The sequence below is a fragment of the Amycolatopsis sp. NPDC004368 genome, assembly GCF_053602515.1.
In genome coordinates, this window is the sequence record NZ_JBSGDT010000007.1 from 1 (window position 1) to 11,696 (window position 11,696).

Genomic DNA, 11,696 nt, shown 5'->3' on the forward strand with positions numbered 1-11,696 from the left:
GCGCTCCTCGTCACTCAACACCAACGGCGGCAGTTTCGGATTCGGCATCACAACACCCTAACCACTGGCCCCGAAATTATGACTCAGGACACTAGCGGCAGGTGGCCGGCTTCAGGTCCACATCGAGCGCACTGGCCCGGCTGAAGTTCCAGCCGGGCCAGCTGTCGTCGTCCAGGCGCAGCAGCATCGGCCCCAGCACGCACTCCGCGTTCGGCAGCCGCTCGGCGACCACGGGGAAGATGTCCGTGGAGAACCCGCGCAGGTACGCCACGTCGAGCGGTTTCCCGTGCTGAGCGCGGTCGATGTTCGCCCCGGCGATCAGCGCCTCCGGGTTAGCGACGGCGAGTGCCAGCAGCGCCCCGGCGGCCGTCGCGATGGCCGCGCGTGGCAGCCACGCCGAGCGCAGACTGACCAGCGCCGCCCCGACGAGCAAGAACACGCAGCCCAGCCACAGCTCGCAAACTTCCACGAGCAACCGCAGCACGGTGAAGCCGTAGGCCTCCTGGTACGTCCACATGCGACTGAGCGCGGACGCCACGAGCACCAGGCTCAGCGCCGCCAGCGCACCCAGGAGCACGCGCTGCGTCGTTCTTTCCCCGGTGGTCTCCCGCGGTGCCCAGCGCAGCGCCAGAGCCATGATCCCCAGCGTCAGCACCGTGCACGCGCACAGCTGCCAGAAGCCGCCCCGCGCGTACTCGGCCGAGGTGAGGCCGCCGGTGCGCCGCACGTATCCCGTGCCCCCGAACAACTCCACGACCCGCACCACCACGTACACGGCGAACACCACCACCAGCGTGGTGAGCGGGACCGTCCACACGAGACTGTCGCCCTGGCTCCTGCGACCGCCCTCGACCGCCCGCCGCGGCGGCGCGGCCAGCAGGTAACACGCCCCGGCCGTCCCGAAAGCGCCGACGCAGAACAAGAACACCCACCACACCACCGAATCCGCCCGCAGATCCGGCACGAGCGCTTCGACGAACCCGGCGAACGTCGCGTCCGCACCGGTCAGCAACGGCAGGAACACCGCCAGCACCGCCACCGCCCCGAGCACCGCCCCGAGCACCCGCCCGCGCTGCTTGCCCCGGCCCCGCAGCCCGCGCGCCACCCACGGAAGGGCGCGCAACGCCTCGATCGGCAGGGCCACCGCGTCGTACACCGCGGAGTTCACCGAGCGCGGCCCCACCACCGCCAGCGACCCGGCCACCACCGCGGCCACCACGCACAACACGAACAGCCACTCCGCCGCCCGCACCGCCCCGACGCCCAGCAACACCAACGCCAACGCCGCCCACGCGGCACTCGCCCGCCGCGTACGTTTCGGTGGCGCCTCCCACCCCCGCCGATCCACCACCACGATCAACGCGGTCACCACCGACGCGGCCACCAGCCACCCCACCCCGGGCCGGTCCAGTGGCACCACGGCCGCGACCACCACCCCACCCACCCCGACGGCCGGCAACACCCCACCCACCATGGGCACGACCGCGGACTTCGGGACCGGCCTGGCAAGGACGGGGGTGAAGGGCGGCGCTACGGCGACGCCGCCGTGCCCCGCCGGGTCATCGTGCGTTGCCTCGCCGACCTGCACCGCTTCTTCCGGCTCGGTCGGCCCAGCCGCTGCCCCGTGGTCATCCAGTGTCACAGCCGCACCAGCCGCCTCCGCCGGCGCACCACCGGCGGGTGGGGCAACCCCCTCGACCGCCCCACCCACCTCGGTCCCCGGCGGCGCCGCGTGCGCCACCCTCCGCCTTTCCTCACTCACCCCGAAAACCTCCGCCTTCGCATTGGCAAACACCACGCCCCAGCGGCTCCCCGGAACAGGGAAGCTCACGATCAAGCCGACAACGTCACCCGGATCCGGCACCCCGGCGCACCACCGGAAGCAACCCCGGCGGGAGGCTCGACCACGGCGATCGTCCCGCCGTGGAGCTCGACGACCCACCGCGCGATCGCCAGGCCGAGCCCCGTCCCGCCGCCGCCTGCGCGCTCGCCGCGGGTGAACCGCTCGAAAACCCGATCCCGCTCGGCCACGGGAATTCCCGGCCCCTCGTCGCGGACCTCGATCCGGGTCTCGCCGCCGGAGACGACCGCGCGGACCTCCACGGACCCACCCGCGGGACCGTGCCGGGCGGCGTTTTCCAGGAGGTTCACGACCACCTGGTACAGCCGCTCCCGGTCCGCCTGCACGCAAGCCCCCGCGGGGGTCACCGAGACGTCGAAGCGCACGCCGCGCCCGGCGGCCGCCGCCATGGCCTCCGCTTCCACCGCGACCTCGGCCAGCAGGTCCGAGAGATCCACTGTCGACAGGTCGAGCGACAACGTGCCGGAGTCGATGCGCGAGAGGTCCAGCAGTTCCGTGACCAGCCGGCCGAGGCGCTCGCTCTGGTGCAGGGCCGTGCGCAGCGTCGCGGTGTCCGGCGTGGAAACCCCGTCCACCAGGTTCTCCAGCACCCCGCTCAGCGCGGTGATGGGCGTGCGCAGCTCGTGGGACACGTTCGCGATCAGCTCGCGCCGCTGCTGGTCCGCCATGGCGAGGTCGGCCGCCATCTGGTTGAAGGCCTCGGCGAGCGAGCCGACCTCGTCGCGGGCCGTCGCGCGGATGCGGCGGGTGTAGTCGCCCTTGGCCATGGCGCGGGCGGCCGCGGTCATCTCGCGCAGGGGGCGCGTCATCCCGTGGGCCAGGATCTGTGACGTGACCAGGGCGAGCAGCATCGCCGTGATGGTGGTCGCGGGCGGCAGCCAGCCGATGCGGGACCAGAAGAACAGGAACGCGATCGCGCCCGCGGCCAGCATGAGGATGGCCAGCTTGAGCTTGATCGAGCGGATCGGGTCGAGCGGCCGCGGCAGGAAGTCGACCACCTTCGCCAGGAACGCCTTCACGCCGGCACCTCCAGCGCGTACCCGACTCCGTGGACGGTGCGGATCAGGTCCGGCCCGAGCTTGCGCCGCAGCGCCTTGATGTGGCTGTCGACCGCGCGGGTGCCGGCGCCGCCCGTCGGCACGGCCCAGTCCCACACCTCGCTGAGCAGTCGTTCCCGCGGCTGGACGGCCCGCGGCCGCCGCGCGAAGTGCACGAGCAGGTCGAACTCGATGGGCGTGAGCTGCGCGGGCACACCGGCCCGGGCCACCCGCCGCTGGTCGATGTCGATCTCCAGGTCCCCCAGCACGATCCGCTCCGGGGCCGTGACCTGCGCCGACCGCTCGACCCGCCGCAGCAGCGCAGCCACGCGCGCGCTGAGCACCCGCATGGAGAACGGCTTGGTCAGGTAGTCGTCGGCACCCACGCCCAGGCCCACCAGCAGGTCGGTCTCGTCGGCACGCGCGGTGAGCATCAGCACCGGCACCGGCCGGCGCGCCTGGATGCGGCGGCACACCTCGAGCCCGTCGAACCCCGGCAGCATCACGTCGAGCACCACGAGGTCCGGAGCGAACTCGGCCTCGCCGGCGACGGCGGCCGGACCGTCGTGCGCCACGTCCACGGTGAAGCCCTCGGCCCGCAGCCGGGCGGCGATCGACGCGGCGATCGTGAGGTCGTCCTCGACGACCAGCACCCGCCGTCCCCCTTTGTCCATGCCGCTGACTCTAGGGAACCGCCGTGGAGGCCATCCGGGCGAACTGTGGAGATCCTGTGGAGAACCCACGTCCTGTTTGCGCACTTCGCGCAGAACGACTGTGACGCACGTCATCCACTGCCGGCCACGAAGCGCAATCGACACTCTGCGTCGACCGCACGCGAAGAGTGAACAGTCTGCCTCTGCCACCCGCCGCGACCAGGCGCGCAGGATTCCGCAATGGAGCCGACGACAAGCGTGCCCTCCGACGGCCGGGTGGAACTCGCCGACGTGCGGTCCCTCGCCGGCAGCCGGTTCTTCAACGAGGAGCTGGCCCCTGTCCCGGTCGCGAGGCGGACCTGGACCACATACAACTACTTCGCGCTCTGGATGGGGATGGCGCACAACATCCCCAGCTACGCCCTGGCCGCGTCGCTCATCGCGCTCGGCATGAACTGGGTCCAGGCGCTCATCACGATCACCATCGGCAACGTCGTGGTGCTAGCGCCGATGCTGCTCAACAGCCACGCCGGCACGAAGTACGGCATCCCGTTCCCGGTGTTCGCCCGCGCGTTCTACGGCCTGCGCGGCGCCAACCTGGCCGCACTGCTGCGCGCGTTCATCGCGTGCGGCTGGTTCGGCATCCAGACGTGGGTGGGCGGTGAGGCGATCTACGTGATCGTCGGGCGCCTCGCCGGCTCCGGCTGGCGCGACTCCACGGTGGTCTGGGGCCAGCACTGGACGCTGTGGCTGAGCTTCGTCGTGTTCTGGATCGTGCAGATGCTCATCATCTGGCGCGGCATGGAGGCGGTGCGCAGGTTCGAGAACTGGACGGCCCCGCTCGTGTCGGTCGGTTTCCTGATCCTGCTCGGCTACGTGCTGGTGAAGGCGGGCGGCCTCGGCCCGATCCTCTCCGACGGCGGCAAGCTCGGCTGGGGTTCGGACTTCTGGAAGGTGTTCGCGCCGTCGCTGATGGCGATGATCGCGTTCTGGTCCACGCTCTCGCTCAACATGCCGGACTTCACGCGTTTCGGCGGAAGCCAGCGCAAGCAGGTGCGTGGGCAGATCCTCGGCCTGCCGACCACGATGACGTTCATCGCGATCGTCGCCATCCTCACCACATCGGGCGGGCACGTGCTCTACGGCGAGGACATCTGGGACCCGGCCCAGCTCGCGGACCGCTTCTCCAGCCCGGTCGTGGTGGTCGTGGCGCTGGTCGCGCTCGTGCTGGCCACGATCTCGGCGAACCTCGCGGCCAACGTCGTCAGCCCGTCCTACGACTTCTCCAACGCCTTCCCGAAGCGCATCACGTTCGCGATCGGCGGCCTGATCACCGGCATCCTCGGTGTCGCGATCCAGCCGTGGCGGCTCTACTCCGACCCGAGCATCTACATCTTCGCGTGGCTCGGCTTCTACGGCGGCCTGCTCGGCGCCGTCGCCGGCGTGCTCGTGGCCGGCTACTGGGTGGTCAACCGCACCCGGCTGCGGCTGCGCGACCTCTACACACCTGATGGGGTGTATTGGTTCCGCGGGGGCTGGAACTGGCGCGCACTGGTCGCGACGCTGGTGGGCGCGGTGCTCGCCGTCGGCGGCGCGTACGGCGGCCCCTTCCCCGCGGACGGACTCATCCCGTTCCTCAAACCGCTCTACGACTACAACTGGGTGATCGGTTTCGCCGGCGCGTTGGTCGTCTACGTGTTGCTGAACCTGCCCCTGACGAAGGAGGAGACAAGTGAGCGATCTGGTTCGAGCCGGACTGATCCAGCAGCGGTGGACGGGTGACAAGGACTCGATGATCGCGGGCGCCGTCGACGCCATCGGCAAGGCGGCTTCGCAGGGAGCCCAGGTCGTCTGCCTGCAGGAGCTGTTCTACGGCCCGTACTTCTGCCAGGTCCAGGACGCCGACTACTACTCCTACACCGAGGGCATCCCCGACGGCCCGACCACGAAGCTCATGCAGGAGGTCGCCGAGCGCCACGGCGTGGTGCTCGTGGTGCCGATGTACGAGCAGGAGCAGCCGGGCGTCTACTACAACACCGCGGCGGTGATCGACGCCGACGGCACGTACCTGGGCAAGCACCGCAAGAACCACATCCCGCAGGTGAAGGGGTTCTGGGAGAAGTTCTACTTCCGGCCCGGCAACCTCGGTTACCCGGTGTTCGACACCGCGGTGGGCCGCATCGGCGTGTACATCTGCTACGAACGCCACTTCCCCGAAGGCTGGCGCGCGCTGGGCCTGGCGGGGGCGAAGATCGTGTTCAACCCGTCGGCGACCAGCCGCGGCCTGTCGGAGTACCTGTGGCGCCTCGAGCAGCCCGCGGCCGCCGTGGCCAATGAGTACTACGTGGGCACGATCAACCGTGTCGGTGTGGAACCGTTGGGGGACAACGACTTCTACGGCCAGACGTACTTCGTGGACCCGCGTGGGCAGCTCGTGGGCGAAGCGGCGTCGGACACCGAGGAGGAGATCGTGGTCCGCGACCTCGACATGGGCCGGCTCGCCGAGGTGCGCGACCTGTGGGCGTTCTACCGCGACCGCCGTCCCGACAGCTACGGCCCGCTGGCGGAGGCCTGATGACGACGCTCATCAAGGGTGGCGCCGTCGTCTCACCCTCGGGCGCGGTGCCGGCCGACGTGCTGGTGGACGGCGAGCGCATCGCCGCCGTCGCCGCGCCCGGTGTGTTCACGCGGGCCGACGAGATCATCGACGCCACGGGCAAGTACGTGCTGCCCGGCGGGATCGACGCGCACACGCACATGGAGATGCCGTTCGGCGGCACGCACTCGGTGGACACGTTCGAGACCGGCACCGTGGCCGCCGCGTGGGGCGGCACGACGACGATCATCGACTTCGCCGTGCAGGCCAAGGGCACGTCTCTTTCGGCCACTTTGGACAAGTGGCACTCGAAGGCCGACGGCAACTGCGCCATCGACTACGGGTTCCACATGATCGTGTCCGACGTGAACGACTCGTCCCTGAAGGAAATGCAGTCCTGTGTGGACGCCGGGGTCGGATCGTTCAAGATGTTCATGGCCTACCCGGGCGTGTTCTACTCGACCGACGGCGAGATCCTGCTGGCGATGCAGCGGGCGCGCGAGATCGGCGCGACGATCATGATGCACGCCGAAAACGGCATCGCGATCGACCAGCTGGCCGCCCAGGCCTTCGCGGCGGGCCGGGTGGACCCGGTGCAGCACGGCCTCACGCGCCCGCCCGAGCTGGAAGGCGAGGCGACGTCACGGGCCATCACGCTGGCGGCCGTGACGGGCGCGCCGCTCTACGTCGTGCACCTCTCGGCGGCGCAAGCGCTTGCGGCCGTGGCGGAGGCGCGTTCGAACGGGCAGAACGTGTTCGCGGAGACGTGCCCGCAGTACCTGTACCTGTCCATCGAGGACCTGGCCCGGCCGGGTTTCGAGGGCGCGAAGTTCGTGGCCTCGCCGCCGCTGCGGGAGAAGTCGCACCAGGCGGACCTGTGGCGCGGGCTGCGGACCGACGACCTGTCGGTGGTCTCGACGGACCACTGCCCGTTCTGCTTCAAGGACCAGAAGGAGCTCGGGCGCGACGACTTCCGCGCGATCCCCAACGGGATGCCCGGCGTCGAGCACCGGATGGACCTGCTGCACCAGGGCGTGGTCGCCGGCGAGATCTCGCTGGGCCGCTGGGTCGAGACGTGCTCGGCGACGCCGGCGCGGATGTTCGGGCTTTACCCGCGCAAGGGCGTGATCGCGGCCGGGTCCGACGCGGACATCGTGGTCTACGACCCGGCGGCGCAGCAGACGTTGTCGGCTTCGACGCACCACATGAACGTGGATTATTCAGCGTACGAAGGCTTTTCCTTGACCGGGAAGGTGGAGACGGTGCTGTCGCGGGGGCGGGTGGTGGTGTCACCTTCGGGCTTCAGTGGATCCGCCGGGCACGGACAGTTCCTGTCGCGCGGCCTGAACCAGTATCTTCGGTAGGGAGTTCCTCGTGGATTTCGGGATCGTGCTGCAGACCGACCCGCCGGCCTCGGACGTCGTGCGGCTGATGAAGACCGCCGAGGACCAGGGGTTCCGCTACGGCTGGACGTTCGACTCGGCCGTGCTGTGGCAGGAACCGTTCGTGATCTACTCGCGGATCCTGGCGGAGACGTCGTCGCTGGTGGTCGGGCCCATGGTGACGTCGCCGGCCACCCGCGACTGGTCGGTGATGGCGTCGACCTTCGCGACGCTCAACGACATGTACGGCAACCGCACCGTCTGCGGCATCGGCCGGGGCGACTCGGCGCACCGCGTGGTCGGGAAGCCACCGTCCACTTTGGCCACGGTGCGCGACTGCATGCGCGTGGTGCGCGACCTCGCCGAGGGCCGCGAGGTGCTGATGAACGACACCGCCGTGCGCATACCGTGGGTCCGCGGCGGCCGCCTGGAGATGTGGATGGCGGGCTACGGCCCCAAGGCGCTGAAAACCGTCGGCGAACACGCCGACGGTTTCATCCTCCAGTGCGCCGACCCGGCCATCGCCCGCTGGACGATCGGCGCGGTGCGGGACGCCGCCCGCGCCGCCGGTCGCGACCCCGGCGGTATCACCATCTGCGTCGCGGCTCCCGCCTACGTCGGCGAGGACCTGGGCCACCAGCGCGAACAGCTGCGCTGGTTCGGCGGCATGGTCGGCAACCACGTGGCCGACCTCGTCGCCCGCTACGGCGACTCCGGCCCGGTGCCGCACGAGCTCACCGACTACATCAGCGCCCGCACCGGCTACGACTACAGCCACCACGGCCGCGCGGGCAACCCGTCCACCGACTTCGTCCCCGACGACATCGTCGACCGGTTCTGCCTGCTCGGCCCAGCCGCGGCGCACATCGAGCGCCTCCAGGAACTCGCCGAACTCGGCGTCGACCAGTTCGCGCTGTACCTGATGCACGACCAGCGCCCGGAAACCCTCGCGGCCTACGGAAAACACGTGGTCGACAAACTGACTTCCTGAGGCTTGTCGATTTCGCGGTTGTCGATTCGACGCGTTGACATGACTGAACCCGTGCGAACCCGAAACCTGGACATCTACGACCACGCCGAGCTTCCGTGGAGCCGCGCCCTGGCGGCCCTCACCCGCTCGCCCACCGCCGACGTGACCTTCTTCCTCACCACCGTCCGCCCCGACGGCCGCCCCCACACGGCCGGCGTGGGCGCCCTCTGGGACTCCGGCGAGCTCTACTTCACCAGCGGCCCGGGCACCCTGAAGTCACGCCTCCTGGCCGACAACGCGGCCTGCAGCGTGGGCGTGCGCCTGCACGACATCGACCTGACGCTGGAAGGCTCGGCCACCCGGGTGGCCGACCCCGCCGCCGTGGCCCACCTCGCCGCCGTCTACCGCGCCAGCGGCTGGCCGGTCAGATCCGACGACGCCACCTTCACCGCCCCGTTCAGCGCGCCGAGCGCGGGGCCGCCGCCGTGGTACGTCTACCGCCTGGACCTGCACACCGCCGTGGGCGTCGCAACGGCGAACCCGCATGGCGCCACGCGGTGGAACTTCGTCGGGTGAGGGTGCCCGTTCGGTGCCGCGGTCGTGATTCAGCGGCCGCGTCACCGGGAAAGCTCAGGGTGGCCGGCACCTGCCGGTGCCGGCCACTCCGGTGATGGCTCAGTCCACCAGGGCTTGGTAGACCAACTGCCGCAGCTGCTGGCGGATCGGGTGCGTGCTCGACGGCAGCAGTTGCGTGTAGAAGGCCACCGTCAAGTCCTCGTCCGGGTCCACCCAGAACGCCGTCGACGCGGCGCCGCCCCAGGCGTATTCGCCGGGGCTGGACAGGGTTTTCGCCTTGACGGGGTCCTGCAGGACGGAGAAGCCCAGGCCGAAGCCGAAGCCGTCGAAGGGCATTTCGGCGAAGAGGGGGCGGCCGAAGGCCTCGAGATCGACGTGGCCCGGGAGGTGGTTGCTGGCCATCAGGTCGACGGTTCGCGGCGAGAGGACGCGGGTGCCGTCCAGGGTGCCGCCGCGCAGGAGCATCTGGGTGAAGCGGTGGTAGTCGGCGGCGGTGGAGACGAGGCCGCCGCCGCCGGAGAAGGAGTCGGGGCGGGCGAGGCCGATGGAGCCGAAGGCGTCGTTGCGGGTGGGGAGCTTCGTGCGCGGGTGCGCAACGTACAGGGCGGCCAGGCGGTCGGTGTCTTTGGTCCAGAACCCGGTGTCCGTCATGCCCAGCGGGCCGAAGACCCGTTCCTCGAACACCTCGTCGAGCGGTTTGCCCGCGAGCACCTCCACGAGCCGGCCGAGGACGTCCGTGGACACCGAGTAGTTCCACTCGCTGCCCGGCTGGAACACGAGGGGGAACTCGGCCAGCGCGCGCGTCGAGGCGGCCAGGTCCATGCCCGGCGGGGTGCCCCATTCGAAGCCCGCGGCGCGGTAGATCGTGTCGATGGGGTGGGTGTGGTGGAACCCGTAGGTCAGACCACTCGTGTGCGTGAGCAGGTGCCACAGGCGGATCGGCTCGGTCGCGGGCACGGTGAGCGGGCTCAGCGCCGAGCCCTTCACGTACACCTGAGGCGCCGCGAATTCGGGCAGCCAGCGGGAAATCGGATCGTTGAGGTCGATGGCACCCTCTTCGACGAACGTCATCGCCGCCACGGAGGTGATCGGCTTCGTCATCGAGAAGATGCGCCAGATGGTGTCGGGTTCGACGGGGGCGCCCGCTTCGACGTCTCGCTTGCCGTGGGAGGCCACGTGCACCACGCGCCCGTGCCTGCTCACCACCGCGAGGTACCCGGGCAGCCGTCCGTCGTCCACGTAGGCCTCGAACAGCCGGTCGATCCGCTTCAGCCGATTTGCGTCGAACCCCGCCGAAGACGGGTCGGTCTCCACGTTCATGCCGGCGACATTACGCCCTTTCGCGCGCCCGCTCGGCGGCCTTCTCCTCGCGCCACGCCTCGTCGTTCTTGCCCTCGCGCCAGTAGCCGGAGATCGACACCGACTCCTTCGCCACGCCGCGCTCGGCGAAGAGGTACCGCCGCAGCTCGCGCACGAACCCGGCCTCGCCGTGGACGAACGCGTGCACGTCGTTCCCCGGCCACGGCAGCGCCTTCACGACGGCCGCCAGGTCTGCACCTGACGAACGGTGCAGCCAGGTGATCTGCGCGTCGGCCTTCGTCACGAGAGGCTGCTCCTCCGCCGCGTCGGACACGAGCAGGAACACGTGCGCCCGCGCGCCCGCCGGCATGACCTCGAGCGACGCGGCGATGGCCGGCAGCGCGGCCTCGTCGCCCACCAGCAGGTGCCAGCCGGCGTCGGCGCGTGGCGCGTAGACGCCACCGGGGCCGGAAAGCAGCAGGTCGTCGCCCGGCTGCGCCCGCATGGCCCACGGACCGGCCAGCCCTTCGTCGCCGTGCACCACGAAGTCGAGCACGAGTTCGCCGGCCGTCGCGTCGTACGAGCGGACCGTGTACGAACGCATCCGCGGGCACTGCTCACGTGGCAGCTCCGCGCGAATGCGCTGCAGATCGAACGGCTCCGGGTACTCGACGCCGGGCACCTTGAAGATCACCTTCACGTACGCGTCGGTGAAGTCGTTGGGCGTGAAGTCACGCAGACCCTCGCCTCCGGCCACGATCCGGATCATGTGCGGGGTCAGGTTCTCCTTGCGCAGAACCGACAACCGCACAGCCGGTTTCCCCTTGCGCGCCGGAGCTTCGGCCATCGGACACCACCCATTCACTAAGGCTTGCCTAATCTCGCCTCCACCGTACGCTCCCCTCCCCTGCCCGCCCAGTGCGGCCTCGGTCCCCACGGAAAACGCCTCAGGCCGCAGCGCGCGGATCACTCACCCGGGTGTTCTGGAACGCCGTGATCAACCAGCCCGGTTCCGCGCGGACCAGCACGAACGTCACCGTGCTCTCCCGGCCCTGGGCCACGGCGTCTCCCCCGTCGAGCGCCGAAGCCCCGCCGGAAACCACGACCGCCACGCCGTCGCTGGGAAACCGCACCGACGCGTCGCCCATCCCGCTGAGCGTGGACCCTCGCAGCGGCCCCTCGAACAACGCCCGGTGCGAGCTCTCGATCAGCGCGCGGCCGGTCAGGCGCATCCCGAAGAACGTCACGTAGTCGGCGTCCTCGGTGAACAACCCCGCGTAGGCGGCGGCATCGCCGCTGTTAAGACGGCGCTGGAGATCCTC

The 11,696-nt window shown here is 70.3% G+C and carries 11 protein-coding genes; 5 read left to right on the forward strand and 6 right to left on the reverse strand.

Annotated features, from left to right (window positions below; genetic code table 11):
* Positions 1-91 precede the first annotated feature (91 nt).
* From ACWEOE_RS12845 to ACWEOE_RS12855, 3 genes are all read right to left on the reverse strand, one after another.
* Positions 92-1,474: a DUF4153 domain-containing protein gene (locus tag ACWEOE_RS12845; protein ID WP_452007706.1), complete on the reverse strand. Its 1,383-nt coding sequence runs from the start codon at positions 1,472-1,474 to the stop codon at positions 92-94.
* Between the two features lie 359 nt (positions 1,475-1,833).
* The gene (locus ACWEOE_RS12850) at positions 1,834-2,880 is read right to left on the reverse strand and encodes a HAMP domain-containing sensor histidine kinase (protein ID WP_452007708.1); all 1,047 of its coding nucleotides are present in this window, start codon (positions 2,878-2,880) and stop codon (positions 1,834-1,836) included.
* Positions 2,877-3,572 carry a response regulator transcription factor gene (locus ACWEOE_RS12855; protein ID WP_452007710.1) on the reverse strand — a complete coding sequence of 232 codons (696 nt, stop codon included), beginning with the start codon at positions 3,570-3,572 and terminating at the stop codon, positions 2,877-2,879. The genes ACWEOE_RS12850 and ACWEOE_RS12855 overlap by 4 nt, the downstream gene beginning before the upstream one ends.
* A 219-nt stretch (positions 3,573-3,791) precedes the next feature.
* Between ACWEOE_RS12855 and ACWEOE_RS12860 the strand changes: the two genes are divergently transcribed.
* Genes ACWEOE_RS12860 through ACWEOE_RS12880 form a run of 5 tightly spaced genes read left to right on the forward strand, consistent with a single transcriptional unit; the run spans position 3,792 to position 9,075 of the window.
* Entirely contained in the window at positions 3,792-5,333 is a 1,542-nt protein-coding gene (locus ACWEOE_RS12860; protein WP_452007712.1) for an NCS1 family nucleobase:cation symporter-1, read from the forward strand.
* Complete coding sequence (locus ACWEOE_RS12865; protein WP_452007714.1) at positions 5,284-6,126, forward strand: nitrilase-related carbon-nitrogen hydrolase; 843 nt, start codon at positions 5,284-5,286, stop codon at positions 6,124-6,126. Before ACWEOE_RS12860 ends, ACWEOE_RS12865 begins: the two co-directional genes overlap by 50 nt.
* Complete coding sequence (gene hydA, locus ACWEOE_RS12870) at positions 6,126-7,511, forward strand: dihydropyrimidinase (RefSeq protein ID WP_452007716.1); 1,386 nt, start codon at positions 6,126-6,128, stop codon at positions 7,509-7,511. The genes ACWEOE_RS12865 and hydA overlap by 1 nt, the downstream gene beginning before the upstream one ends.
* 10 nt (positions 7,512-7,521) lie before the next feature.
* Positions 7,522-8,520, forward strand: a complete 999-nt coding sequence (locus tag ACWEOE_RS12875; RefSeq protein ID WP_452007718.1) for a TIGR03842 family LLM class F420-dependent oxidoreductase — start codon at positions 7,522-7,524, stop codon at positions 8,518-8,520.
* Positions 8,521-8,571: 51 nt separating this feature from the next.
* Positions 8,572-9,075: a pyridoxamine 5'-phosphate oxidase family protein gene (locus ACWEOE_RS12880; RefSeq protein ID WP_452007720.1), complete on the forward strand. Its 504-nt coding sequence runs from the start codon at positions 8,572-8,574 to the stop codon at positions 9,073-9,075.
* A 99-nt stretch (positions 9,076-9,174) separates the two neighbouring features.
* On the opposite strand, the gene ACWEOE_RS12885 is transcribed toward ACWEOE_RS12880, so the two are convergent.
* The 3 genes from ACWEOE_RS12885 to ACWEOE_RS12895 all read right to left on the reverse strand — a co-directional run bounded on the left by ACWEOE_RS12885 (position 9,175) and on the right by ACWEOE_RS12895 (position 11,645).
* The gene (locus ACWEOE_RS12885) at positions 9,175-10,395 is read right to left on the reverse strand and encodes a serine hydrolase domain-containing protein (RefSeq protein WP_452007722.1); all 1,221 of its coding nucleotides are present in this window, start codon (positions 10,393-10,395) and stop codon (positions 9,175-9,177) included.
* Positions 10,396-10,405: 10 nt separating this feature from the next.
* On the reverse strand, positions 10,406-11,221 hold the full coding sequence (locus ACWEOE_RS12890) for a siderophore-interacting protein (RefSeq protein ID WP_452007724.1): 816 nt from the start codon (positions 11,219-11,221) through the stop codon (positions 10,406-10,408).
* A 100-nt stretch (positions 11,222-11,321) separates the two neighbouring features.
* Positions 11,322-11,645: an SgcJ/EcaC family oxidoreductase gene (locus ACWEOE_RS12895; RefSeq protein ID WP_452008206.1), complete on the reverse strand. Its 324-nt coding sequence runs from the start codon at positions 11,643-11,645 to the stop codon at positions 11,322-11,324.
* Positions 11,646-11,696 lie beyond the last annotated feature (51 nt).

Bases quoted from the DNA above. Each gene is read 5' to 3' on its own strand.
- ACWEOE_RS12860 (WP_452007712.1), top strand. From the start codon at position 3,792: ATGGAGCCGACGACAAGCGTGCCCTCCGACGGCCGGGTGGAACTCGCC.
- ACWEOE_RS12855 (WP_452007710.1), bottom strand. From the start codon at position 3,572: ATGGACAAAGGGGGACGGCGGGTGCTGGTCGTCGAGGACGACCTCACG.
- ACWEOE_RS12885 (WP_452007722.1), bottom strand. From the start codon at position 10,395: ATGAACGTGGAGACCGACCCGTCTTCGGCGGGGTTCGACGCAAATCGG.
- hydA (WP_452007716.1), top strand. From the start codon at position 6,126: ATGACGACGCTCATCAAGGGTGGCGCCGTCGTCTCACCCTCGGGCGCG.
- ACWEOE_RS12890 (WP_452007724.1), bottom strand. From the start codon at position 11,221: ATGGCCGAAGCTCCGGCGCGCAAGGGGAAACCGGCTGTGCGGTTGTCG.
- ACWEOE_RS12845 (WP_452007706.1), bottom strand. From the start codon at position 1,474: ATGGTGGGTGGGGTGTTGCCGGCCGTCGGGGTGGGTGGGGTGGTGGTC.